This window comes from Teichococcus globiformis, assembly GCF_042646265.1.
Classification (GTDB): domain Bacteria; phylum Pseudomonadota; class Alphaproteobacteria; order Acetobacterales; family Acetobacteraceae; genus Pseudoroseomonas; species Pseudoroseomonas globiformis.
In genome coordinates, this window is record NZ_JBHRTN010000010.1 from 233,484 (window position 1) to 257,794 (window position 24,311).

General features: G+C 61.1%; 25 protein-coding genes and 1 tRNA gene. 16 read left to right on the forward strand and 10 right to left on the reverse strand.

Annotation, left to right across the window (positions count from 1 at the left end):
- The first annotated feature begins 305 nt into the window (after positions 1 to 305).
- The 7 genes from ACFOD4_RS11915 (at position 306) to ACFOD4_RS11945 (ending at position 5,337) form a co-directional block, all read left to right on the forward strand.
- The gene (locus ACFOD4_RS11915) at positions 306 to 779 is read left to right on the forward strand and encodes an Rrf2 family transcriptional regulator (protein ID WP_379596680.1); all 474 of its coding nucleotides are present in this window, start codon (positions 306 to 308) and stop codon (positions 777 to 779) included.
- Positions 776 to 1,879, forward strand: a complete 1,104-nt coding sequence (locus ACFOD4_RS11920; RefSeq protein ID WP_379596681.1) for a cysteine desulfurase family protein — start codon at positions 776 to 778, stop codon at positions 1,877 to 1,879. The genes ACFOD4_RS11915 and ACFOD4_RS11920 overlap by 4 nt, the downstream gene beginning before the upstream one ends.
- Entirely contained in the window at positions 1,872 to 3,080 is a 1,209-nt protein-coding gene (locus tag ACFOD4_RS11925) for a cysteine desulfurase family protein (RefSeq protein ID WP_379596682.1), read from the forward strand. The genes ACFOD4_RS11920 and ACFOD4_RS11925 overlap by 8 nt, the downstream gene beginning before the upstream one ends.
- Before the next feature lie 9 nt (positions 3,081 to 3,089).
- Positions 3,090 to 3,416: a ferredoxin family 2Fe-2S iron-sulfur cluster binding protein gene (locus tag ACFOD4_RS11930; protein WP_379596683.1), complete on the forward strand. Its 327-nt coding sequence runs from the start codon at positions 3,090 to 3,092 to the stop codon at positions 3,414 to 3,416.
- A 6-nt stretch (positions 3,417 to 3,422) separates the two neighbouring features.
- Positions 3,423 to 4,112 carry a TenA family protein gene (locus ACFOD4_RS11935; RefSeq protein WP_379596684.1) on the forward strand — a complete coding sequence of 230 codons (690 nt, stop codon included), beginning with the start codon at positions 3,423 to 3,425 and terminating at the stop codon, positions 4,110 to 4,112.
- Complete coding sequence (gene mnmA, locus ACFOD4_RS11940; protein WP_379596686.1) at positions 4,109 to 5,215, forward strand: tRNA 2-thiouridine(34) synthase MnmA; 1,107 nt, start codon at positions 4,109 to 4,111, stop codon at positions 5,213 to 5,215. The genes ACFOD4_RS11935 and mnmA overlap by 4 nt, the downstream gene beginning before the upstream one ends.
- Positions 5,216 to 5,260: 45 nt before the next feature.
- Positions 5,261 to 5,337: transfer RNA gene (locus ACFOD4_RS11945), tRNA-Met, on the forward strand.
- Between the two features lie 54 nt (positions 5,338 to 5,391).
- Here ACFOD4_RS11945 and ACFOD4_RS11950 read toward each other — a convergent pair.
- Both ACFOD4_RS11950 and ACFOD4_RS11955 read right to left on the reverse strand, forming a co-directional pair.
- A complete protein-coding gene (locus ACFOD4_RS11950; RefSeq protein WP_379596687.1) occupies positions 5,392 to 6,186 on the reverse strand; it encodes a 3-hydroxybutyrate dehydrogenase in 795 nt (264 codons plus the stop codon).
- Positions 6,187 to 6,251: 65 nt separating this feature from the next.
- Positions 6,252 to 7,565 (reverse strand): FAD-dependent oxidoreductase, encoded by a 1,314-nt coding sequence (locus ACFOD4_RS11955; protein WP_379596688.1) that lies wholly within the window; start codon positions 7,563 to 7,565, stop codon positions 6,252 to 6,254.
- 257 nt (positions 7,566 to 7,822) lie between these two features.
- Here ACFOD4_RS11955 and rpmH point away from each other — a divergent pair, with 257 nt between their 5' ends.
- From rpmH to ACFOD4_RS11995, 8 genes are all read left to right on the forward strand, one after another.
- A complete protein-coding gene (gene rpmH / locus ACFOD4_RS11960) occupies positions 7,823 to 7,957 on the forward strand; it encodes a 50S ribosomal protein L34 (RefSeq protein WP_379596690.1) in 135 nt (44 codons plus the stop codon).
- Between the two features lie 19 nt (positions 7,958 to 7,976).
- Positions 7,977 to 8,318 carry a ribonuclease P protein component gene (gene rnpA / locus ACFOD4_RS11965; RefSeq protein ID WP_379596691.1) on the forward strand — a complete coding sequence of 114 codons (342 nt, stop codon included), beginning with the start codon at positions 7,977 to 7,979 and terminating at the stop codon, positions 8,316 to 8,318.
- Positions 8,315 to 8,650 (forward strand): membrane protein insertion efficiency factor YidD, encoded by a 336-nt coding sequence (gene yidD / locus ACFOD4_RS11970; RefSeq protein WP_379596692.1) that lies wholly within the window; start codon positions 8,315 to 8,317, stop codon positions 8,648 to 8,650. The genes rnpA and yidD overlap by 4 nt, the downstream gene beginning before the upstream one ends.
- 10 nt (positions 8,651 to 8,660) lie before the next feature.
- The gene (gene yidC, locus ACFOD4_RS11975; protein WP_379596694.1) at positions 8,661 to 10,424 is read left to right on the forward strand and encodes a membrane protein insertase YidC; all 1,764 of its coding nucleotides are present in this window, start codon (positions 8,661 to 8,663) and stop codon (positions 10,422 to 10,424) included.
- Positions 10,421 to 11,095 carry a ribosome biogenesis GTP-binding protein YihA/YsxC gene (gene yihA, locus ACFOD4_RS11980; protein WP_379596696.1) on the forward strand — a complete coding sequence of 225 codons (675 nt, stop codon included), beginning with the start codon at positions 10,421 to 10,423 and terminating at the stop codon, positions 11,093 to 11,095. Before yidC ends, yihA begins: the two co-directional genes overlap by 4 nt.
- Positions 11,096 to 11,180: 85 nt before the next feature.
- Positions 11,181 to 12,065, forward strand: coding sequence for an acetylglutamate kinase (gene argB / locus ACFOD4_RS11985; protein WP_379596698.1), 885 nt, complete (start codon positions 11,181 to 11,183; stop codon positions 12,063 to 12,065).
- A 79-nt stretch (positions 12,066 to 12,144) separates the two neighbouring features.
- Entirely contained in the window at positions 12,145 to 12,972 is an 828-nt protein-coding gene (dapD, locus tag ACFOD4_RS11990) for a 2,3,4,5-tetrahydropyridine-2,6-dicarboxylate N-succinyltransferase (RefSeq protein WP_379596699.1), read from the forward strand.
- A 379-nt stretch (positions 12,973 to 13,351) separates the two neighbouring features.
- Positions 13,352 to 14,734: a PleD family two-component system response regulator gene (locus tag ACFOD4_RS11995; protein WP_379596700.1), complete on the forward strand. Its 1,383-nt coding sequence runs from the start codon at positions 13,352 to 13,354 to the stop codon at positions 14,732 to 14,734.
- A gap of 63 nt (positions 14,735 to 14,797) precedes the next feature.
- On the opposite strand, the gene rpmG is transcribed toward ACFOD4_RS11995, so the two are convergent.
- The 8 genes from rpmG to ruvX form a co-directional block, all read right to left on the reverse strand.
- Positions 14,798 to 14,965, reverse strand: coding sequence for a 50S ribosomal protein L33 (gene rpmG / locus ACFOD4_RS12000; protein ID WP_007002299.1), 168 nt, complete (start codon positions 14,963 to 14,965; stop codon positions 14,798 to 14,800).
- A 133-nt stretch (positions 14,966 to 15,098) separates the two neighbouring features.
- Positions 15,099 to 16,742: a S41 family peptidase gene (locus tag ACFOD4_RS12005; RefSeq protein ID WP_379596702.1), complete on the reverse strand. Its 1,644-nt coding sequence runs from the start codon at positions 16,740 to 16,742 to the stop codon at positions 15,099 to 15,101.
- Between the two features lie 23 nt (positions 16,743 to 16,765).
- Entirely contained in the window at positions 16,766 to 19,453 is a 2,688-nt protein-coding gene (topA, locus tag ACFOD4_RS12010) for a type I DNA topoisomerase (protein ID WP_379596704.1), read from the reverse strand.
- 54 nt (positions 19,454 to 19,507) lie between these two features.
- A complete protein-coding gene (gene dprA, locus ACFOD4_RS12015) occupies positions 19,508 to 20,605 on the reverse strand; it encodes a DNA-processing protein DprA (protein ID WP_379596706.1) in 1,098 nt (365 codons plus the stop codon).
- The gene (gene plsY, locus ACFOD4_RS12020) at positions 20,602 to 21,189 is read right to left on the reverse strand and encodes a glycerol-3-phosphate 1-O-acyltransferase PlsY (protein ID WP_379596708.1); all 588 of its coding nucleotides are present in this window, start codon (positions 21,187 to 21,189) and stop codon (positions 20,602 to 20,604) included. The genes dprA and plsY overlap by 4 nt, the downstream gene beginning before the upstream one ends.
- Positions 21,186 to 22,472, reverse strand: a complete 1,287-nt coding sequence (locus ACFOD4_RS12025; protein WP_379596710.1) for a dihydroorotase — start codon at positions 22,470 to 22,472, stop codon at positions 21,186 to 21,188. Before ACFOD4_RS12025 ends, plsY begins: the two co-directional genes overlap by 4 nt.
- Positions 22,469 to 23,413 carry an aspartate carbamoyltransferase catalytic subunit gene (locus ACFOD4_RS12030; protein WP_379596712.1) on the reverse strand — a complete coding sequence of 315 codons (945 nt, stop codon included), beginning with the start codon at positions 23,411 to 23,413 and terminating at the stop codon, positions 22,469 to 22,471. The genes ACFOD4_RS12025 and ACFOD4_RS12030 overlap by 4 nt, the downstream gene beginning before the upstream one ends.
- 45 nt (positions 23,414 to 23,458) lie before the next feature.
- Positions 23,459 to 23,956, reverse strand: a complete 498-nt coding sequence (gene ruvX / locus ACFOD4_RS12035; protein WP_379596714.1) for a Holliday junction resolvase RuvX — start codon at positions 23,954 to 23,956, stop codon at positions 23,459 to 23,461.
- 64 nt (positions 23,957 to 24,020) lie between these two features.
- Between ruvX and gatC the strand changes: the two genes are divergently transcribed.
- On the forward strand, positions 24,021 to 24,308 hold the full coding sequence (gene gatC / locus ACFOD4_RS12040; protein WP_379596969.1) for an Asp-tRNA(Asn)/Glu-tRNA(Gln) amidotransferase subunit GatC: 288 nt from the start codon (positions 24,021 to 24,023) through the stop codon (positions 24,306 to 24,308).
- Positions 24,309 to 24,311 lie beyond the last annotated feature (3 nt).

Below are 24,311 nucleotides of genomic sequence, written 5' to 3' on the forward strand. Positions count from 1 at the left end.
GAAGAGCTCCAAAGGTTCGACGTTGCGCCGCAAGCGGCCCAATGGTTGACCACCACAGTCAGGAATCCTAATTTCCTTCGCGTGTGGTGCGAACGTCGGAGGGACTTCCCTGGCCGCGAGGCAGGCTTCCGCTCCCCGCGACTTGCGTCACTATAGGCGACGGAGCGGCTGTTTCATAACGGATTCATGGCATGGCCGACTCATTGGCTTGGATATTTCAGATGCAGCACAAAAAAGGTTCCACCCTTTATAGCTGTTTTGGTTCATAGTCGATGCGCCTATCCACACGGGGCCGCTACGCTGTCATGGCACTTCTGGAGCTTGCTGCCCACGCAAGAAGCCAGGGCCCTGAAGTCCGTGATCGAGCTCAGGCCGAGCATCGTGTTTCAACGTCAGAGACTGCCCGCTGCGCACCTTTAAGCCTTACCGAGATTGCTCAGGCGCAAGCCCTATCAGTGGCTTACCTCGAGCAGATCTTCGCCAAGCTGCGTCGCGCCGGTATTGTTGAGTCAGCCCGGGGGCCGGGCGGAGGGTACAGATTGGCTAGGCCCCTGGAAGGCATCATGATCGGCGCCGTTATCGATGCGGTCGACGAGTCCATTTCAGCGACCCGCTGTGGCGCGGATGCCGCCGGATGCGTAGCTGGGCAACGCTGCCGGACCCATGATCTTTGGGCAGAGTTGGGCCAGCAGATCGATCTGTTCCTCCGTGGTATTTCTCTGGCGGATGTTCTGGACGGGCATGTCTGCGGCCGCGCCATGCCGCCGCGTGCACCATGAACAACCGGCTTTATCTAGATGCGAACGCCACCGAGCCTCTGCTTCCCGAGGCGCGGAATGCTGCAATGGAGGCGATGGAGCTGCTTGGAAATCCTTCGTCGGTTCACGCGGCGGGCCGGGCTGCACGTCGGCTTCTTGAGGCTTGTCGGTCGGCGGTAGCGGAGGCTGCACGATCCCGACCGGAGGATGTGATTTTCACCTCTGGCGCCACTGAAGCCAATGCCATCGCCATCCACGGCATTGGCAGGGGGCGCCGCATTCTGGCGGGCGCAACCGAGCATCCATCGGTGCGCCAGGCTGCGCCTGAAGCATTGATTGTTCCTGTTCTGGATGACGGGCGGATTGACCTTGAGGCTCTGGAGGCGCTGCTGGCGGAGGGGCCGCCATCAATGCTGTGCCTGATGGCGGCCAACAACGAAACAGGCATCCTGCATCCCGTTCAGGAAGCGGCGGAGCTTTGCCATCGCTTTGGTGCCTTGATCCATGTCGATGCTGTTCAGCTGCCAGGGCGCATGCCTTTTGCGCTTCCCGGGTTGAGAGCGGACTCCTTGGTGCTTTCCGCGCATAAGGCCGGCGGACCTAAAGGAGCGGGTGCCCTGATCATCCGTCCGCATCTGGAAGTCAGGCCTTTGATGGGTGGCGGTGGTCAGGAAAGGGGCAGGAGGGGAGGAACCGAGCCTCTTCCGGCTATCGCAGGTTTCGCCGCCGCTCTGGCTCACGCTGATCCGGACCGGGCGTTGCGTCTGACATTGCTGCGAAACCGCATCGAGGAGCTGACCGGCGCAGTGGTGATCGGTCGAGGGGTGGAGCGACTACCCAACACAAGTTGCCTCCTTCTCCCCGACGTTCCGGCTGAAACCCAGGTCATCGCGCTGGACCTCGCAGGCGTCGCGGTTTCGGCCGGCGCGGCCTGCTCGTCGGGCAAGGTAGCGGAAAGTCCTGTTTTGCGGGCGATGGGACTGGAGCGGCAGGCGGGATGCGCCATCCGAGTATCGCTACCCTGGAACGCCCCCGAGGATGCCGCCGACCGTTTCGCTCAAGCTTATGCTGCTGTGCGCCAGCGTATTCAGGCCCGCAGGGTCACCATCAATCATGGATGACGAAGTGAGCAGCGGCGTCGCAACCTCACCCATCTACCTGGATCATCACGCGACGACCCCGCTTGATCCTCGAGTGAGGGAAGCCATGCAGCCTTGGTGGGAAGGCAACTTCGCCAATCCCGGCAGCTCAGAGTACGAGCTCGGCCGACTTGCGGGCGACGCTGTAGAGGAAGCGAGAGAGCACGTTGCTGCGCTGCTGAAGGTGCAGCCCAGCGAGATCGTCTTCACCTCAGGCGCCACTGAGGCCAACAATTTGGCCATCAAGGGCTTTGCCCGTTACGCGTCCCGACAGGGAGACCAGCGTCGGGGGATCCTGACTTCTGCCATTGAGCATAAGTGCGTCCTGGAAGCTGTCCGCGATCTGGCTGAGGAGGGATTTGAACCTGGAGTAATGCCTGTAAGTGCTTCTGGCCTTCTCCGATCCGACACGTTGCAAAGCCATTTGGCGGATGGCTCCGTCCTGCTTGTCAGCGTGATGGCAGTGAACAACGAGATCGGGACCATCCAGGACATCCCCCGCTTAGCTGCCCTGACGAACGATTCGGGAGCGGCGTTCCATACGGACGCAGCCCAGGCCTTTGGCCGTGTACCCCTGGATTTAAAAGGCAGCGGCGTGGCTCTGGCCTCGCTATCGGCCCACAAGGTCTATGGTCCAAAGGGGGTCGGGGCACTCTTCGTCCGCAGGCGCCCGAGGATCCGGCTGCAGCCGCTTTTCTCCGGAGGCGGGCAGGAAAGGGGTCTGCGGTCAGGAACTTTGCCGACCCCCCTGATCGTAGGCTTCGGGGAAGCTGCTCGGATTGCTAAGCTGGAGCTGGAGCATGAGGCGGGCAGCATCGCCGCTTTGCGTGATCGGCTGCTGGGTCGCCTGTGCAGCGATGTTCCTGGCTTGCTTCGCAATGGCGATCCCGTTCGCAGTGTCGCCGGGAACCTGAACCTGACCTTCCCCGGCATCTCATCCGCTCAGGCCATGTTGCGACGCCTGGGGGGCCTCTGTGTTTCGACGGGCTCCGCCTGTTCCAGTGCCGAGGTGCAGGTATCCTATGTGCTGCAGGCCATCGGCCTGCCTGCGCAGCAGGCGAGGTCCACCTTGCGGATTGGCATCGGGCGCTTTACTTCGCTTTCCGATATTGATCGGGCCGCGGCTATGCTGGCCCAAGCCTGGCGCGAGGCGTCGGCCGAAACAACCACCGCGTCGGAGTGATCTGTAGCGATGCCGAAGATGACCTTCATCGAGCGCGATGGTACCCGGCGTGAGGTGGATGCACCCTTGGGACTTTCCGTCCTCGAGATCGCACATCGTCATGATGTGGATATTGAGGGCGCCTGCGAGGGGAGCCTTGCCTGTTCGACCTGCCACGTCATCGTGGAAGAAATGTGGTTCGAGAAGCTGGGCGAGCCGACTGAGGATGAGGAAGACATGCTTGACCTGGCATTTGACCTCCAGGAGACGTCCCGCCTTGGTTGCCAGCTGATCATGACCGAGGAACTGGACGGGTTGGTCGTGAAGCTGCCCGCCGGAACCCGGAACGCCAGCTGACCCGAGATGATCACTCTCCCCTATGGACAGCCGGACGGCCTCTTCCGCCGGCTCCGCGGCGCCGCCAAGGCAGAGTGGAGTAGCTTCTGCTGGCATCCCTTTGTGCAGGAACTGGCTGAGGGCACACTTCCGGTCGCCGCATTCCGGCGCTACCTCATTCAGGACTGGCTGTTCCTGATCCATTTCGCCAGAGCCAAGGCGCTTGCCGCTTACAAGGCTGAAAGCCTGGAAGCCCTGCGTGGAAAATCACAAGCCTTAACGGCGCTGTTGTCTGAGATGAACATGCATCTCTCCTACTGCACCAGTTGGGGCTTGCAGGAGGCGGATGTTCTCGCCGAGACCGAGGCGCCTGAAACCGTCGCTTATACGCGATGGGTTCTGGATCGCGGCATGGTTGGCGATATCCTTGATCTTGAAGTTGCGCTTGCACCGTGCACCGTGGGGTATGGCGAGGTCGCGCTGCGTATTGCAGCTCATCCTGGACTGCGCCTTGCCGGCAATCCCTATCAAAGCTGGATCGACGCTTATTCGAGCAGCGAGTACCAAGCATTGGCCCAGGGTTCTGCTGATCGCATCGATCGGCTCGGATTGACCCACGGGGGGGAAGCGCGGTTTGCGAGCTTGTCCGCCACCTTCTCGGAAGCGGCCAGGCTTGAGGCGGCCTTCTGGCAGATGGGCCTGGATGCGGCGCCATGAGGATCCTTGTGGCCATGTCGGGCGGCGTCGACTCGTCCGTTGTCGCAGGATTGTTGCAGGAGCAAGGGCACGAAGTGATTGGTGCCACGCTTCAGCTTTACGATCACGGCGCGGCGACGCGGCGGAAGGGAGCGTGCTGTGCCGGGCAGGACATTCATGATGCCCGGAATGTGGCGGATAAACTTGGTATCCCCCACTATGTTCTCGATCGGGAAAGTCGCTTCCGCAGTGCCGTGATCGAGGATTTTGCATCCTCCTATGCCCGTGGTGAAACGCCCATTCCTTGCGTCCGCTGCAACCAGACTGTCAAGTTCCAGGACCTTGTAGAGCTGGCGCACGATCTGGGCGCAGACGCCCTGGCGACTGGACACTATGCCCGCAGGGTCGATGACGGCGATGGTCCCCGGCTGTGTCGGGCAGCCGATCCTACGCGTGACCAGTCCTACTTTCTGTTTGCGACGACCCGGCAGCAGCTTGCATTTCTACGCCTTCCACTCGGCGACTACTCGAGCAAGGCCGAAGTAAGGACGCAGGCCGAGCGGCTGGGGTTGGCTGTGGCCGAGAAGCCGGACAGTCAGGATATCTGCTTCGTGCCGGACGGCCGTTACCATGACCTCGTTTCTGCCCTGCGGCCGGAAGCTGGCGAGAATGGGGTGATCGAGCACGAGGATGGTCGGGTGCTCGGCCAGCATCGGGGTGTAGGACGTTACACGGTAGGCCAGGGCCGAGGTCTTGGAACCGCGTCGATGGACGGCGACGTGCCGCTTTATGTTTCCTCGCTTGATCCGGCGCGGCGTCGCATTGTGGTAGCACCGCGCGCGAACCTCACGAAGCATACCGTGTCAGCAGGCGAAGTGAACTGGCTGATCTCGCCGCCCTCCAGCGAAATCCGATGCGAGGTTAAGCTCCGGGCCAGAGAAGTTCCTCAGCCTGCTACGGCTTCCTGGGACCAGGAACGAGCGGTTCTGCATGTTGCCTTGGATCAGGCTGCCATTGTGGCCCCGGGGCAAGCCTGCGTGCTGTATGACGGCGATCGCGTCCTGGGTGGAGGCTTCATCCTTCGGCAAGACAGGGTAGTTGACAGCACAGGCCGGGCCGCTTAAACGCCCGCCACCCGGTAGAAGCCTCCAAGGCGTAGCCGAGGTCGGGGCGGTGTAGCTCAGCTGGTTAGAGCACGGCACTCATAATGCCGGGGTCGGCGGTTCAAGTCCGCCCGCCGCTACCAAACATTTCTTTCCTGGTTATCTGAGGCTCGGCGGACTTGCCGCCGAGCAGCCGATCACGCAGCGGACCATCCGCCATCGATCGACAAGGCTGCGCCGTTGATGCTGGCAGTGGCTGGTCCGCAGAGGTAGAGCGCCATCTGCGCCACCTCTTCCACCTCGACCCAGCGCTTGCTCGGCTGACGGGCGAGCAGGAAATCCTTTAACGCAATCTCCTCGGACACGTTCTGCCGCTGCGCCAGCGCCACCACCTGCTTTTCCGCGAGCGGGGTACGGACAAAGCCGGGGCAGATCGCATTGCAGGTAACGCCCCCTTGCGCGGTTTCCAGTGCCACCGTCCGGGTCATGCCGATGACGCCATGCTTGGCGGTGACGTACGCCACTTTCTCAGGTGAGGCCACCAAGCCATGGATGGAGGCGATGTTGATGATGCGGCCCCAGTTGCGGCGGTTCATGCCAGGGAGTAGCGCCTTGATCGCATGAAAGTTGGCCGACAGGTTGATGGCGATGATGGCGCTCCACTTGTCGTCCGGGAAATCAGTGATCGGACTCGTGAACTGGATGCCGGCGTTGTTGACCAAGATGTCCACCTGACCCAAGGCTTCTTCAGCTTCAGCGCACATGGTGCGGATCTGCGCCGGATCTGACAAATCTGCCGCCGAGTGTGGCGGCTCAGCGCCATTGCCTGCCTTCGCGACTTCCCGACGGGCGGCACCAATCTCGTCGGCTGTGCCCAGGCCGTTCAGCATGACCCTCGCTCCGGCCGCGGCCAGGGCCTTGGCGGTGGCGAGGCCGATCCCGCTGGTTGAACCGGTAATCAGGGCCGTACGACCGTTTAACATCTGCTCCATAGTGTCTAGCTCCTCGTGATGTTCTCAATGCTCGGCCGGTGGTGGTGGTGTAGCTTGCCACTCCTTCAGGTGGTTTGCAGGGGAGCACGTAACTGCAGCAAGGCCGATACTTCGGAAATGGTCGGCCGATGTTTTGCGGTTGCGAGACTCTGCACAAGATCGCCGTCCTGAATTGCGCCTTCACGGAGAAGGATCAGGCTCTGCAACAAGCCTTGCTGATCACCGGAGAGCTTGGCCAGGAAGCTTCCGCGCGAGGGCACGGCGTCAAGAGGCAGTCCTTCAAGGCGCAGTTGTTTGCCACCCGATGCATCAGAACTTGAAAAATTTAGCTCCAGGCGCACCAGTTCGGGGTCCACTCGCACGGATTGCCGCTTCAACTGCTGGAAGCTGCCTTGGGGAATTGTTTCGAACCAGCGGGTGGGTAGCAGGGGATGACGAAGCGCAAGGAGTGCTTGTTCTGACCAAGTCCCCGGCGTGCTGCCTGCCGCGAAAACGCGGCGGTTGGTGACACTGCGACCTTGTCCGTCGAGGCGGATGCCTTTCTCATCCTTGTCGATGCCGCCTGCCCGAAGGTCGAGGGCGTCGAGCCTCGAAGCACGACCCTCAGCGACAACCAGATGCGTGGCCTGCATCAAGCTGCCTGTCGCCATGCTGATCGCCACGCCTTCAGCGTAGTGTGTCACGCGGAAGGGCGGTGAGTTTTCCGAGAATTCAATGCCGTCGCGGCGCAGGTGACCCCTTAGGCGTGTTCTGATTTCAGGGTCCCAGTCCGACAGGATGTTTGCTGCACGAGTTACAACTGTGACGCGGCTCCCGAAGCGCGCAAAAAGCTGGGCAAGTTCCAAGGCAGCGCTTCCGTCGCCAAGAACAAGCAGGTGTTCCGGAAGATCTGTCTTCGCAAGCAGGCTGGAAGGTAGGAGCCACGAACACCCTGCAAGGCCTGGGATATTCGGCACCACAGCTTCCGTTCCAGTGGCGATCACCGCGCGGTGAAACATGAAGCTACGACCGCCGGCCTCGATCTGGTTCTCGGATATGAAGTGGGCCGAGGCTTCGATAACATCGATGCCCTGAGCCCGAAGGACTGATCCCTGCCTCAATGAGGCCTCGTGTGCTACGACTTGAGCAACGTGCCTTCGGCCCATTTCCCACCAATCGGTATCCCGGACAGCGGCCCTTGTGGCACCACAAGCCGCTGCAGACGCCATGCGGGCCACCTCCCGAAGAGCCCTGAAAGGGACCTCCTCTTCGAGAAAGGTTCGTCCACCCAGTTTATGACTTTCAAAAACAGCCACGCTGTGTCCTTGAGCGGCTGCGCGAGAAGCAATCTCCAGGCCCGTCGTGCCGGATCCAAGAACAACGAAATCATAGCGGCGCATGATCGATAGGGGTCCCGCATGAGAGTTCAGGTAAGCGGGTGCCACGGGAGGCGCGGCCAGGGAAGGGGGGAGTACGACAGAGCTGTGTCATGCATCCTGTAGGTCGGAGACCAGGTGCCCATGGAGAGTGGTTGACGGATGGGGATGCTGGTTCCTATACGGTGCGCCTTCGCCGGTTCGCCGCCTGGTGGCCGGCGCGATTCGTCGTGAGTACCATTTTAGCTGTTAATGCTGTTGATCATGCGGAGTAGCGCGTCGTGAAGCGAACCTATCAGCCCTCCAAGCTCGTCCGGAAGCGCCGGCACGGTTTCCGCACCCGGATGGCGACAGTCGGTGGCCGCAACGTCATCGCCAATCGCCGTGCCAAGGGGCGGAAGAAGCTTTCCGCCTGATTCGGTAGGAGCTTCAAGGATGCCTGCGCCGCCTTGCCTTAAACGTCGCAGGGAGTTCCTGCGAGCAGCGGGCAAGGGCAAGAAGGCCGCGAGGCCTGGTCTGGCGCTGCAGGCCCTGCCAAATACCGGTCGTCAGCTTCATGTTGGCTTCACTGCCACAAAGAAGATAGGGAATGCAGTCGCTCGGAACAGGACCAAGCGGCGGCTTCGCGAGGCGGTCCGGGAGGTTCTATCCGATGAGCAGCCGGCAGGTTGGGATCTTGTTGTGATTGGCCGGGAAGCCACGCGATCCCGGCCTTTTGCGTTGCTGCTGGCCGATCTGCGTGGGGCTTTGCGGCAGACGGGCGTCATCGGGCCATGAAGCGGCTGTCCGGCGCCCCTCGCAGGGGAGCCGCAGCCTGGGCGCTGATCGGAGGCGTCCGCACCTACCAGCTGACAGTTCGGGGACTTATTGGCAGCCACTGCCGGTTCTATCCGCACTGCAGTGCTTATGCGATTGAGGCGGTCAAGCTCCATGGTGCCAGCAAAGGCTCCTGGCTGACCTTGAAACGTATCCTTCGCTGCCATCCGTGGCATGCGGGCGGCTATGATCCCGTGCCTCCGGCCGAGCCGGAAGCATTCTCAGTGGCGCCCGACACGGCGCCCTCCCTTCAAGCCCCTGCGGGCGGGAAGGGCCAGCACAAGGCCGGATGACACGGATCCGATGGACCAGAAGCGACTCTTTGCTGCAATAGCAATCTCGATCGGCATCCTGCTTGCCTTCGATCTCTGGAAGCGGGAAACCACGCCAGTCCAGGAACCGCCTCCAGCTGTGGCGGCAGGGCAGGCGCCTGCGACCACGGCGCCGCGTCCCGGAAGCCCAGCGATAGATGGGCAGGCGGCAGCAGCGGCGGTTCCGGCTGATCGCGGCCCCGCGCAACGCCTTAGGATCGATAGCCCTCGCGTATCGGGTACCCTTCTGCTGCGTGGCGCACGCCTCGACGACCTTGTTTTGAAGGATTATCGGGAAGCTGTGACGGCTGGATCGCCCTTGGTGCGCCTGCTGGCGCCGCAAGGAGAGCCGCAGCCCTACTTCGTGCAGTGGGGGTGGTCGGCGACGGCTGGCCGGGTTCGTGTGCCCAGTACCGATACCGACTGGACGGCGAGTGGCGCGGCTCTTAGCCCCGACAACCCTGTCACACTCTCCTGGGACAATGGCGAGGGGCAGATCTTTGAAATTTTGGTCAGCCTCGATCAGAACTTCATGTTCCAGGTGGAGCAGCGCGTCATCAACCGTGGTGCGGAGCAGGTGGAGGTATTGCCCTGGGCGCGCATCAGGCGAGAACGTACGCCCCAAGTGGCGGGATACTACATCCTGCACGAGGGCTTTGTGGGCGTGCTCGATGGACGCCTCAATGAGCAGACCTATCGCGACGCGAAGAGCAATGGTGAGAACCGCGGCGGCCTGGCACTGGAGCAGGCTACTCATGGCGGCTGGGCGGGCTTCACCGACAAGTATTGGCTGACCGCCGTAGCGCCCGTGAACAGTGCGGAGAGCATGCGGGCCAGCTGGCGCCATGTCTCTGATCGCGGTGAGGACCGTTGGCAGGTAGATTTTGCCACGCCCCAGCCGCAGGCTGTGGCGCCGGGGGGAACCGCCACCAATTCAGTTCGCGTTTTTGCCGGAGCCAAAGAGGTACGGCTGCTAGATGCGTACCAAGACAACCTCGGCATCACGGACTTCGACAAGGCCATCGATTTCGGCTGGTTCTACTTCATGACCAAGCCGTTCTTTTACGCTCTTGACTTCCTCTTCCGGCATATTGGCAATTTCGGCGTGGCCATCCTGGTCTTCACCGTCGCGCTTAAAGCTTTGTTCTTCCCGCTGGCCAACAAGGCCTACAAATCGATGGCGCGGATGAAGACGATGGCGCCGAAGATGCAGGAAATCCGAGAGCGCTACAAAGAAGACCCGGCCAAGGCGCAGTCGGAGATGATGGCGCTTTACAAGACCGAGAAGATCAATCCTGCCTCTGGATGCTTACCCATCCTCATTCAGATCCCGGTGTTCTTCGCGCTTTACAAGGTGCTGTTCGTCACCATCGAGATGCGGCATGCGCCCTTCTACGGCTGGATCCAGGATCTCTCGGCACCAGACCCGACCAACCTTTTCAACCTTTTCGGTCTGATCCCGTGGGATCCGCCGCAGATGCTGCATATGCCGGTCTGGGCGATCATCATGGGCGTGACCATGTATCTGCAGCAAAAGCTCAATCCAGCGCCCCCGGATCCGATCCAGGCAAAGATCTTCCAGTTCATGCCGCTGATCTTCACCTTTATGCTCGCGAGCTTCCCGGCCGGACTGGTGATCTATTGGTCTTGGAACAATCTGCTCTCGATTGCACAGCAGTGGTACATCATGCGGCATGAGCGGGCAGCGCGGCGTCAGGACAAGACGCTGGGCAAGACGGCCAGGGCGAAAGGGTGAGCGGGTACCTCGACGCTCGAACCGAGGAGGAAAAGGCCAGCCTCGTGGAGGCTGGCCGCCTGCTCTTCTGTCGGCCCTGCTCGTTCTTCTTTGCGGCACAGCGCCTGGATCAACTTCCGCCGCCTGCGCTGCCTGAGATCGCCTTCTGTGGGCGGTCGAATGTGGGTAAGTCGTCGCTCATCAATGCTCTGACAGGTCAGAAGAGCCTGGCGCGGGTTTCGAATACGCCTGGACGAACGAAGCAGTTGAACTTCTTTGATCTTGGGGGGCGGCTGACCCTCGTGGATATGCCTGGTTATGGTTATGCGCAGGCATCCAAGAGCGTAAAGGAAGACTGGCAGGGACTGATGTTCGATTTCCTGCGCGGTAGGCCAACATTGAGGAGGATCATTCTGTTGCTCGACGCGCGGGTGGAAACCAAAGCAAGTGACCGCGCTGCCATGAAGTTGCTGACCGATGCCGCCGTCACTTTTCAGATCGTGCTGACCAAATCCGATGATGTGAAGCCGGACCGGCTGCGAAGCCGACAGGAGGAGGCGGCTTCGTTGACAAGGCAGTACACTGCCGCGCACCCGCTTATTGTCACGACAAGCAGCGAAACCGGAGACGGCCTTCCGCTGCTGAAGGCCGAGATTGCCGCGCTTGCTGAAGCCGAAGGGCCGCCCGCCTGACCAACCCTCAGACCTGGAAGCCTTGACCCTCCCGTCAACGCCGCTTAGAGGCGCGAGCGCGGCTTAGGAGCGAAAGAGGACGGCCATGACCGAAGATGCTCGCAATCAGATGGAGATCCTGGCTGCGGCGCTGCCGTTCCTCAAGCGCTATGACGAACAAATCGTTGTTGTGAAGTATGGCGGCCATGCCATGGGCGAAGAAGAGACGGCACTGCGCTTCGGCCGGGACATCGCTCTGTTGGAGCAGATGGGCGTTAATCCTGTCGTCGTCCATGGTGGCGGCCCGCAGATCAACGCCATGCTCAAGCGCCTGAACGTACAATCAACCTTTGTGAACGGTCTTCGGGTAACCGACGCCCAGATGGTTGATGTCGTCGAGATGGTTCTTTCAGGAACCGTCAACAAACAGGTCGCCGGGTGCATCACGCGGGCCGGTGCTATTGCTGTCGGCATCTCTGGGAAAGATGGGGGGCTCATCAAGGCCCGTAAGCTGCAGCGAAGCTACAGGGATCCCGAGAGCCAGATTGAGAAGGTGCTGGATCTTGGTTTCGTTGGAGAGCCGGAGCATGTCGATCCCCGCGTGCTGAAATTGCTGATCTCGTCCGACATCGTGCCGGTGGTCGCACCAGTGGGTGTCTCGGCAGATGGTCAGACCTACAACATCAACGCGGACACGGCGGCGGGCGCTATTGCGGGTGCCCTCCATGCCTCCCGTTTGCTGATGCTGACCGATGTCCCGGGCGTGCTTGATAGCGAGAAGCGGTTGATCCCCGAGATGACCGTGGCTGAGGTGCGTTCCGGTATCGCTGAGGGCTGGATTTCCGGCGGCATGATTCCAAAGGTGGAAACCTGCATCTATGCCATTGAGCAGGGTGTAAAAGGAGCGGTGATCGTTGATGGCCGTGTACCTCATGCGGTGCTGATTGAGCTGTTCACCAATGGCGGGGCGGGAACCCTGATCAGGCCCTGAAGCCGCTTGCGTCGCCGATTGTTGACAGCAGCTAGACGCATCCCGATACCAGATCAACTACTCAGCCGGAGCCGTTCTCATGGAACTCGAAACAACAATCGAAAAGCTGTGGGAAAGAAGGGCAGAGCTGTCGCCCAGCACCACAGGCGATGATCGAGTTGCCGTTGAGCAGGCTCTCGAACTCCTGGACGGCGGGCAAAGGCGGGTGGCCGAGCCGGATGGCGCAGGAGGATGGAAAGTCAATCAGTGGCTGAAGAAGGCGGTTCTTCTTTCCTTCAGGCTGGAAGAGTCAGCGTTGATGCCGACAGCACCCGGCGCCTACGACAAGGTTCCGCTCAAGTTTGATGGATGGACTGATGTCCGGTTCAAGGAAGCCGGGTTTCGTGCGGTTCCCGGAGCCATTGTGCGACGCTCAGCCTACATTGCACCGGGCGTTGTGCTGATGCCGAGCTTCGTGAACCTTGGTGCATATGTAGGCCGCGACACCATGGTCGACACATGGGCCACCATTGGCTCATGTGCCCAGATTGGCAGAGGATGCCACATTTCTGGCGGCGCCGGTATTGGCGGTGTTCTTGAGCCGCTCCAGGCAAATCCCGTTGTGATCGGTGACAACTGCTTCATCGGTGCCCGATCCGAGGTTGCGGAGGGGGTCATCGTCGGAGAGGGCAGTGTGCTGTCCATGGGTGTCTTTGTGGGAGCCTCCACAAAGGTCATTGATCGCGCGACAGGCGAGATCTTCCTGGGCAAAATTCCCCCGTACTCCGTTGTTGTGCCGGGAAGTGTGCCGGGCCGTGCACTTCCGGACGGCTCGCCAAGCCCCAGCCTTTACTGCGCCGTGATCGTGAAGCGTGTTGATGCACGCACGCGGGAAAAGACATCGATCAATGAGTTGTTGAGGGATTAAGGGCAACCGAGGAATAGAGGTAGGCCTGATCGGTGTTCTAGCTGCGAGATGCCACCTCTCTTCCAGGACCGTCTGGCGTCACCCTATGCCAGATGTACCCTCGCTTCTCGATTGTTTTGATGCATAGCTATTCTCCCGCACCACGGAGCCATGTTAGCTTCGGGTCGTAACTTCCAATGGCTGCGGCATATCGCACTATGTGCCAGGCCCTATGGTGATGAAGGAGCGGCTCGAAGATGCGTCATGCTGACCTTGCCGGCATCGTCAGCCATTCTGACGCTAAGCGGACTGGAGTCGTACGAGCCGCTCCGTTTCGAGGCGAATTTAGGGAGAAGTGCGTCATCTAGCTGTCGGTCAAGCAGGTAGAGACATACTCGGCATGAGCGCTCGTATTCTTGTCGTCGATGACATTGCTGCAAACCTTCGCTTGCTGGAGGCGCGGCTCAACGCTGAATACTACGATGTTCTGCTGGCCTCTTCTGGACCTGAGGCCCTGCGCAAGGCATCCGAGTGGCTACCGGATGTTATTCTCCTCGATGTCATGATGCCGGGCATGGACGGATACGAAGTTTGTCGCATCCTTAAAGCCAATCCAGTCACGGTCCACATACCTGTAGTCATGATCACCGCCCTGGTCGATCCCGTGGAACGGGTACGTGGATTGGAGGCTGGAGCGGACGACTTCCTGTCAAAGCCGGTGGACCATCCCACTCTTTTTGCGCGGTTGCGAGCGCTCCTGCGCGTCAAGCAAATTTCGGATGCCTTCCGGGCACGGGCAGCAACAGCCCTGGATATGGGCTTCGATCCACTTCCCAGTCCAGCCGAGCAACTCCGCGGCGCTTCTGTGCTCCTGGCCACTGAGGATATCAATGAAGCTGAGTTGGTAGAATCAGTGATGCGCCAGGAAGGCGTGCAGCTTCACTCAGCCAGCACGGTGCAGGCTGCGTGGGATTGTCTGGATCGCTGTTCCTTCGACGCAATCCTGTTGAGCCTCTCGCTTGATGGGGGAGAGGGGCTGCGTCTGGCATCCCGTCTGCGGGCGCAGGCATCAACGCGTGACATGCCGATGATCCTTTTGGCCGATCTTGATCAGCGCTCCCTTGTTCTGCGAGGGTTCGATCTGGGTGCCAACGATCATGTGCTGAGACCTGCTGATTCCAACGAATTGCGTGCAAGGCTACGCAATCAGATCCGGCAGCGGCGCTACCAGGAGCAGCTGAGGACCGAACTGGATCGCTCACTCGAGATGGCAATCACCGACAGCCTGACAGGTCTGCGGAATCGGCGCTACATAGCGCGGCACCTTGAGCACCTTCTCAGGACCACGCGCCCAGCTGTGATGCTGCTGGATGTCGACAGGTTCAAGGCTGTCAACGACACCTATGGCCACGGGGTTGGCGATGTTGTGCTGAAAGAAGTCGCCCTACGACTTCAGGCTCAGCTGCGGGCCGTTGATACAGTGGCGCGGTATGGGGGCGAAGAATTCCTTGTGGCCCTCGCCGACACCTCCGAGGAAGAGGCACTGCAGATCGCGGAAAGACTTCGTGGCGCTGTTGAGGACGACCTGATTGCCACAGGATTTGGCGACGTCCTGCGGATCACCATCAGCATCGGCGTTGCATTCGCTCGGGATGGAGAGGCGGTATCAGATATGATACGGGCTGCCGACGGCGCCCTGTATCGGGCAAAATCTTCGGGGCGCAATCGGGTAGAGTTCGCCTGCGACAAAGACTGGAAGCCGCGATCAGCCAGTGTCGCTTGAGGCAGCGCAAGAGGATCAATGCCGCGGCAACAGGGCGCGGCATTGTCTCATAGCATAAATGCCTTACTTGATCTTCGACTCACGGAAAGCAACATGCTTGCGAGCCACCGGGTCGTATTTCCGCATCTCGAGCTTGCCGGTGGTGTTCCGCGTGTTCTTCTTCGTGACGTAGAAGTAGCCCGTGTCGGCAGTGCTAACGAGCTTGATCAGAATGGTGTTTGACTTGGCCATGATTTTCTTCCGTGGGCACTGTCCGGCACCCCAAGAAGGCGGCCATCAGCCGCGCACCTGGGTGCGACGCAAGGTGCCGTACACTAGTCGATGACCGCAGTCAGTCAAGCTAAACCTGATGTGCCATCCCGAATCATCGCTTGATCGCGGTCTCGTAGGCAACAGGATTGTTGAGGAGAAAACGCACCGCCACTTGGTCCAGGTCCCGTCCTTCGGCCGGGGGGCAGGTACTTCGGAGCGCTGAGACTTCACTGAGAGGAACAGGCGCACGGAGTCCGCGAACTCGGGTCAGCACGGGCGCCGTAGACAGGGTGCCCTTGCCGAGCTGTTGAAGCTCCTGACGAAGGGCCTCTTCACCAAGGCTGGTGCAGATCGCGGGCAGAACTCCGAGGCCCTGGATGGGCCAGGAATGCGGTGCCAGCACTCTGGACCAGGAGATCAGGATCTCGGCTCTGTTTGGAAGAGGAATTACGACCTGAACAAGCCCCTTACCCAGTGTCGAGCTCCCGACAACAACTGCACGGCCACGATCAGAAAGAGTAGCGGCGGCAATCTCTGCAGCGGATGCTGTTCGGCCATCAACCAAAACGATGAGGGGTCTTCCACCTGTGACATCTGGTTCGGATGCAAACCAGGACCGGGTTGCATCCGGGTGCCGGCCCACACTGGTGGCAATGAGCCCTTGAGAAAGGAATAGATCAGAAACACTTACGGCTTGCTGCAGAATGCCGCCTCTGTTGCCCCTAAGATCCAGGACCACTCCTCGCAGCCGAGGCTGCGCAGCGATCCTAGCCATCAGGCCCTTCATCAACTGTTCTGTGGTCGCGGCCGTGAAGTATGGGAGCTGAACCCAGAGATGACCGTCACGGACCATGAACTCGGCACCGATCACCTCTCCCGGCTCTGGCCTGATCATGACATCCAGCCTGATTTTGCCACGCAACAGTTGAAGGTTCAGAGGCTGTCCGCGCAGTTGCTCCAGGCGCCGAGCTATCCCAATGAGAGGTTCATCGCGGGTTCTTCGCCCATTGATGCCCAGGATGATGTCGCCGATCTGAATACCGGCCCTTGTTGCCAAGCTGCCGCTTCTCAGACCAACGACCACGGTTCGGCCGGCTACATCCTCAGCGATTCTGATGCCTGCATCCTGTGGTCCTATACGCCGCTGATAGGCAAGTTCTGCCTCAGCCGAACTGACATAGCGGCTGAAAGGGTCGAGATGGTTGAACAGCTCCTCGAAGCCGGCTTGCAGAAGCTGCTCGACGCCTGCGGCGCGGATCTCCGGCGAGGCGTCCCACGCTGCGGCGTAGATCTCAGTGAGCAAGGATGTGGAGCCCTGTAAGGTGGGCAACTGGGCTCCAGGGCTTCCGCTGCCGACCGATGACGACAGCGAAACCGAAATCACGAGCTGGTCGCCCCGCATAACGTGGAGTACGCCGCCAGCTGCCTGTACCGTGATCGTAACGTCAACAGCTGCCAACCCTCGCACCGACCAGAGCAGAAGGTCTGCGGCGGCTGCTGCTTCCAGATGACGGTCAAGAATGGCAGAAAACGCAGTATCGAGCACGCGGTGCACCTCACCGCGTGGGAAGTGCACCGGCTGTGCCGTTGCGAAGGACAAGAAGATCGGCAGCACAAGAACTGGCAAAGCCAGGAAAGTGGAGCCGATTCGAATAGGCCGAGCGAGCATCCTGAATAAACGCTCGCCCGCAGCGGTCCAGCCGAGGCGCCTCCGATGGTCACAAAGCCGCAGACGTACAGGCGCTGTGTCAGTCATGGTCCGCCAACGGATGGTGAAGGCTAGACCTTGGCTTTCGCCCGCGGGCTGGCCTTCCTTGTTGCTCTAGGCGACGACTTCACCTTTGGTGGCGCTTTGCGCTTCACCGGAGCTGCATCGTCGCCCGCTTCGGCAGATGCCTTCCGCGCTGTCGGCTTCTTAGTCGGCTTCTTGATGCCTCCAGGTGGCGTCAGTTTCTTACCTTTCTCCGCCAGAAGAAGGACAGCCTGTTCCAGTGTCACGTCGTCCATCTGGGTGCCGCGCGGGAGGCTCGCGACGAATCCTGCATGCTGAGCATATGGGCCAAACCGGCCGCGCTTGACCTCGACAACCTCGCCATCCTTGGGGTGATTACCCAGCGAGCGAACCTTCGCCTTGGCATCGGCCAGCAACGCGACCGCACGGTTGATGCCCACGGTAAGAACATCATCATCCCGGTCCAGCGACTTGTAGATGCTGCCCATTTTGACGTAGGGGCCGAACCGACCAACAGCCGCTGAAATCTCGTCGCCGCTTTCCGGATGAATGCCAACGATCCGCGGCAGGGCAAGAAGCGCCAGCGCCTTCTCGATCGTGATCGAGTCAGGATCCATTCCACGGACCAAGCTGGCCCGCTTCGGCTTGATCGCTTTCCCTTTCTCATTGGTGCTGCCTTCTCCAAGCTGCACATAAAGGCCATAGGGACCTCTGCGGAGCGATACCATCTCCCCGGTCGCTGTATCGGGGCCAAGCTCCTTGACACCTCCAGCGAGCGCACCCTCCGCCTCATTCTCGCCCGCAACCGTAAGAGGGCGAGTATGGCGGCATTCAGGATAATTGGAGCAGCCGATGAAGGCGCCGTTGCGGCCAAGGCGGAGGCCGAGCCGTCCATTCCCACAGGCCGGACAGGCCCGGGGATCTGAGCCGTCGCCTGGAGCAGGAAAGAAATGCGGCCCTAACTCCTGATCGAGCGCGTCGATAACGGCGCTGATGGTCAGGTCCTTGGTCGCGGCAATGGCGGCGTTGAAATCCTCCCAGAAGGCGCGCATCACTGCACGCCAGTCCGCCCTCCCACCTGAAATGTCATCAAGCTGCTCTTCCAGCGAGGCTGTGAAGCCGGTGTCTACATACCTTTCAAAGAAGTTGACCAAGAAGGCAGTGACGAGGCGTCCACGATCCTCCGGTAGGAAGCGCCGCTTCTCAAGCTTCACATAATCCCGGTCCTGAAGGGTCTGAAGAATGGAGGCGTAGGTCGAGGGGCGCCCGATGCCTAGCTCCTCCATCTTCTTCACCAGCGATGCCTCGGAGTAGCGGGGAGGAGGCTGGGTAAAATGCTGATCGGCCTGCGCCGCACTAAGCCTTGCCGGATCCTGCTCGCGCATGGGCGGCAGCATACGGGTGTCCTCGTCCTCGGAGCCAGCACCGCCCGGTGCGTCATCGATGTCTTCCCGGTAGAGCTTCAAGAAGCCGTCGAAGGCCACAACGCTGCCTGTGGCCCGCATCCGCGTCTGTCGCGTAGGCTGGCTGAGCTCGATACCGGTTTGATCAAGCTCAGCCGACTGCATCTGGCTTGCCACAGCCCGTTTCCAGACCAGTTCGTAAAGCCGGCGCTGATCGGGAGCCAGATATCGTGCGACTTCTTCAGGCGTACGCGCGACATCTGTCGGGCGGATTGCTTCGTGCGCTTCCTGGGCGTTCTTGGCACGGGATGTGTACTCCCGAGGCGATGCCGGCAGATAGGCTTCGCCGAAGGCCTCCCGCACGTGATCACGGATCCCGGCGATGGCCTCCCTTGCCATTTGAACGCCGTCTGTCCGCATGTAGGTGATAAGGCCCACTGTCTCGCCGCGGATTTCAACACCTTCATACAGCTGCTGCGCCAGACGCATCGTCTGCTGCGCGCCGAAGCTCAGCTTGCGCGAGCTTTCTTGCTGAAGAGTGGAGGTGGTGAACGGAGGAGGAGGGTTCCGCCGGACCCGCTTCTTCTCAATTGCGGAGATCGTGAAATCAGCGGCTTCAACCGCAGCCTTGGCCTCAAGCGCGGCGGCTTCATTGCCGAGGTCAAATTGCTCGAGCTTCTTTCCATGAAGATGCGTCAGACGGGCCACAAAGGGGGCACCGTCCAGCGTCAGAAACCTGCCCTCAACCGTCCAATATTCGCGGGCTCGGAAAATCTCGATCTCCGCTTCACGCTCGCAGATCAGCCTCAGGGCCACCGATTGGACCCGACCAGCCGATCTGCTGCCCGGCAGCTTCCGCCAAAGCACGGGCGAGAGGGTGAAGCCCACCAAGTAATCCAAGGCGCGGCGCGCGAGGTAAGCATCGATCAGCGGAGCATCTAGATCGCGTGGCTGAGCCAGCGCTGTCTGCACCGCCCTTTTCGTAATCTCGTTGAAGGTGATGCGGTGCACCTGGACGCCTTTGAGCGCCCCCTTCTGCCGGAGCATTTCCTGGACATGCCAGGAAATGGCCTCGCCCTCGCGGTCGGGGTCGGTGGCTAGGTAGAGGTTACGTGCCCCCTTGACCGCCTTCGCGATGGCCGCGACCTGCTTCTCGCCACGATCCTCGGCTGTCCAGTCCATGGCGAAGTCTTCGTCAGGTCGGACGCTGCCGTCCTTGGGCGGCAGATCGCGAACATGTCCAAAGCTCGCCAGGACGGTGAAGTCCTGCCCGAGATACTTATTGATGGTCTTCGCCTTGGCCGGCGATTCGACGACGACAACGTCGGTCATGGCGGATGTAAGCGCTCTCTCCTGGCCGCCGACAGCTATGCGCCGGAGGCTGACTTATCGTGACCCGCTACGGATCACCCGGTTCCCAGGCAGAGTGTCTATCCGCCCGTCAAGTTCCAGGTCCAGCAAAATGGCCTGCACCGCAGCAGCAGAGAGGTGGCAGTGTCGCATCACCTCGTCAACTGTGACGGGTGATGCTCCGACCAGACTCAGCACCTTGTCTGTATCGGTCCCGCTCACCGAATCGCCATCCGTTGGTCTCACCGGGGAAGCAGCCTGCCTTGAGGCCGGGTTGGAAGGCAGGTATTGGGGCAGGTGGTCCAGAATGTCGGCCACGCTCTCCGTCAGATAGGCTCCCTGGCGGATCAGGTCGTTAGAGCCGGTACAGCGTGGATCCAAAGGACTTCCAGGCACAGCGAAAATCTCGCGCCCCGCTTCTAAAGCGAGCCTCGCCGTCATCAGCGTGCCCGAATGCAGCCCCGCTTCGATGACAACCACGCCCAAGCTTAGGCCCGCGATGATCCTGTTTCGCTTGGGGAAGTGCCGGGCGAGGGGAGCTGTTCCCAAGGGAGCTTCCGCAACAACAGCACCCCGTTCCGCAATAGAGGATTGCAACTCGGCGTGCTCCGGCGGGTAGGCACGGTCGAGGCCCCCAGGCACAATGGCAATGGTCGAGCCAGAACGCAGTGCGCCGGCATGAGCTGCCCCATCGATGCCCCTTGCTAACCCTGAAGTCACAACAAAGCCGGCCTGGACCAAGCTGTTTGAGAGTTCCATCGCTACTCGGCGCCCCAATGCCGAGGCATTGCGCGCTCCGACGACGGCGATTTGAGGCTTGGCAAGGAGCTGGGTGTCTCCCACAACGGCGAGAGCAGAGGGTGCATCTTCAAGCTGCGCGAGCATGGGCGGATAATCTGGTGCCCCGAAGAACAGGAAGCTGCCGCCCATCTCGCTGATCTCGCGAAATTCCTTCTCAGCGGCACTTGGCAACGGCGGCAGGAATGGAGTTGCCCGGCGAGCGGACAGATCAGGGAGGGCCCGGAGTGCGGCATGAGCGGACCCGTGACGTTCCAGCAGGCGCCTGAACGTTTTCGGCCCTACGCCGTCGGTACGCGCGAGGCGAAGCTTGGCCAGTGCCTCATCACCGCTCATGACTTGCTGCCGATCCGCGGTTCCTCCCCCGCGAGGAGGCGACGGATGTTGTCGCGGTGCCTTGCCATGATCAGCACCGTCAAGGCCAGAGCATAGAGGGCCAGTTGATGATCGCCAGTGGCCAGGGCGATCAGCGGCGCGGCGGAACAGGCCACTAGAGCTGAAAGCGACGAGATCCGGCTCACCCGTGCCATCACCAGCCAGACCGCGGCGCAAGCCAAGCCTAGCCACCATGCCGCTCCCAGGATCGCGCCTGCACCGGTGGCTACGCCTTTCCCACCGCGAAAACCCAGCCATAGCGGAAAAATGTGGCCGAGCAGGGATCCCAGGCCTGCCGCAAAGCCGCTCTCCCGACCCCAGGCGAAGGTCAGAAGAACAACCGGCACCGCTCCTTTCAGGGCGTCCAGCAGCAGGGTAGCGCCTGCCACCTTCTTGTTGCCTGTACGGAGCACGTTCGTTGCGCCGATATTGCCGCTGCCGATCTTACGGATATCACCCAGACCAGCTGCGCGGGTCAGCAGGAGCCCATAGGGAACGGACCCCGAGGCATATCCGATCAGCAGCGCCAGCAGGAACGTGGTCATCCGTACACACGCCGCCCTGATTTCCAGGTCCCTAAGACCTTACCTTCCAGCGCCCTACCATCGAAGGGTGAATTCTGGGCCTTACCAGGCAACTTGCCGGCCTCCACTTTCCAGGCGGCTTCCGGGTGAAAGAGCACCAGGTCTGCCGCCGCGCCACGATCCAACGTACCGGCCTGAATACCGAACAGGCGTGCCGGGCCGGCAGTCAGCAGATTGATGGCAGTGGCCATCGTGAGGTCCCCCGAATGTACGCGTGCCAGTGTGATTCCCAGCAGTGTCGCGAGACCGATGCCTCCAGCCGAAGCCTGGGCGAACGGCAGGCGCTTATCGTCGGGATCTGCCGGCTGATGATCCGAGGCAATGGCGTCGATTGTTCCGTCGGCAAGGGCCGCAACGATGGCGAGGCGGTCCTCTTCCGGACGGAGGGGGGGCGACAGCTTGGCGTAGGTTCGGAAGTCTCCGATCGCGGTTTCGTTCAGATCAAAATACGGTGGTGCCGTGTCGCAGGTCACATGCAACCCTTCTGCCTTAGCGGCACGAATGAGGTTCACCGCGGAACACGTTGATATGTGCGCGAAATGCACATGGCCGCCCGTGATTCGCGCTAGGCTGATGTCCCGTGCAATCATGATGGCTTCGGCCGCCGGAGAGATCCCGGGCAAACCGAGCCTTGTGGCCAGCTCACCCTCAGTGGCCGCTCCGCCCATGGCGAGAGTTGGCTCCTCAGGATGCTGCACAATGATGCTGCCGAAAGTCCGGGCATAGGATAATGCCAGCCGCATGGTGCGGGCGTTTGCGATGGCCCGCTTACCGTCGGTGAAAGCAACAGCGCCAGCTTCACGAAGCAGGCCAAGCTCCGCTATCTCCTTTCCCAGGCAGTTCTTCGTCGCAGCTCCATAGGGCGCGATCGACAGGCTGCCCGTCGCCTCCCCGCGGCGGACCATGAACTGAACCAGGGCAGGGTCGTCCAGAGCCGGTTCCGTGTCAGGCAAGGCGCAAAGCGTTGTGATGCCGCCTGCAGCCGCCGCATCCGCGGCAGTTTCGATGGTTTCGCGGTACTCCGCCCCGGGTTCACCCAAGGTCGCGCGGATGTCGATCAGGCCCGGAGCCAGGATTGCGCCGTCGCAATCAATGACCAAGGCACTCTCGGGAACGCCTGAGCCACTCCCGTGATCCATGATGACGCCTTTGCTGACCAGCAGGCTGCCCGGCGCATCGAGAGCGCGCGAAGGGTCCAGAAGGCGCGCGTTGACGAAGACGATGTCCTGGGATGCGTTCATCATGCGCGCGCGTTCCGACGCAGGTTGCGGGAAAGCACGTCAAGCACCGCCATGCGCACGGCCACGCCCATCTCTACCTGTTCACCAATGACGCTTCGATCCGGATCATCGGCTACGGCGCTGTCGATCTCGACGCCCCTGTTCATTGGTCCCGGATGCATGACAATGGCATCCGGTCGGGCAAAGGCGAGCTTGGTGGCGTCGAGGCCGTAGAAGCGGAAGAACTCCCTTGCCGAGGGGATCAGGCCGCCCGCCATGCGCTCCTTCTGCAGGCGCAGCATCATGACCACGTCGGCATCGCGCAGGCCTTCCCTCATGTCATGGAAAACCTCGACGCCCAAACGCGCCGCCTCGGCCGGGATAAGGGTCGGTGGGCCGATCACCCGAACCTGGCAGTTCATGGCCGACAGGAGATGGATGTTGCTGCGAGCTACCCGGCTATGAAGCACGTCCCCACAGATCGCAACGGTCAGGTTTTCCAGCTTTCCCTTGCGGCGGCGGATAGTCAAAGCATCCAGTAGTGCCTGCGTCGGATGTTCATGCGTACCGTCCCCAGCGTTGATGACCGCCGCATCCACCTTCTGGCTCAACAAGGCCGGAGCTCCGGATTGCGCATGGCGTATCACCAGCAGGTCGCACTGCATGGCGTTGAGCGTCGATGCCGTGTCGAGCAGGGTTTCGCCCTTGTTCACGCTACTGGTGGAAACCGACATGTTGATGACGTCGGCGCCAAGGCGCTTGCCCGCCAGTTCGAAGCTGGTGCGGGTACGGGTGCTGTCCTCGAAGAACAGGTTGATCAGGGTCTGGCCCTTCAGGACGTCACGCTGGGTCTTTCCGCTACGGTTCAGGAGGACATAGGATTCCGCCAGATCCAGGAGATCGGCTATGTAGGGCGGCTCCAGTCCCTGAAGGGCCAGGAGGTGCCTGTGGGGAAAAGGCAGCATGTCAACCAGTCCAGCTAGAGGCCCGGAACCATACCGACGTCGCGCTCAGGCTGAAAGGGGGGCGCCGTCGCTGTCACCCACCGACCGGCTGGCATCAAGGGCAGCCTGCAGCATGTAGCCGGCGGCAGCCGAATCCACGATCTTCATCCTTTTTGCCCGCGAAAGATCGGCTTCCTCGACCAGCATCCGATTGACCGCGGAAGACGACAGCCTTTCATCCCATAGCGAAACGGGCATTTCAGTGGCCACGGAAACGGCCATGGCCCAGTCCTTTGCTGCCTGGGCTGCGGGCCCAAAGCTGCCATCGAGGCTCAGCGGAAGGCCCACAACCAAGCCTGCCGCCCCCTCTTTCTCAGCCATTGCCCGGATCTGGGCAGCGTTGGCGGCGAGCTTGCCCCGCTGCAAGCTGCCATAAGGAGTGGCCAGGATCAGCAACGGGTCGGAAAGCGCGAGGCCTATGACGCGCTTGCCGGGATCCAGGCCGATGAGCCTTTGACCCGGAGAGAGTGCAGCGCGAAGCTCAGTCAGGTTGATGATGGGCATCGCCCTGTTTATGGTCCGCCGCCTTGTTCAAGCAAATATGCCCTGCAATCCGGAAGAACATCACATGTCGCTCGACACTGCTACAGTAAGGCGTGTTGCCTCGCTTGCCCGCCTCAAGGTCGAAAGCGATGAGCTGCCGCGACTTCAGGCGGAGCTGAACGGTATCCTCGACTGGATCGAGCAGCTGCAGGCGGTGGATACTTCCGGCGTCGAGCCCATGGCTGGCGGAGGTGGAGGTTCTCTGAGAATGCGCGAGGACCAGGTTACGGATGGCAATAACCAATCAGGCATCCTGGCCAATGCACCAGATCGTGCAGGCGCCTTTTTCGCGGTTCCCAAGGTGGTGGAGTGAGAG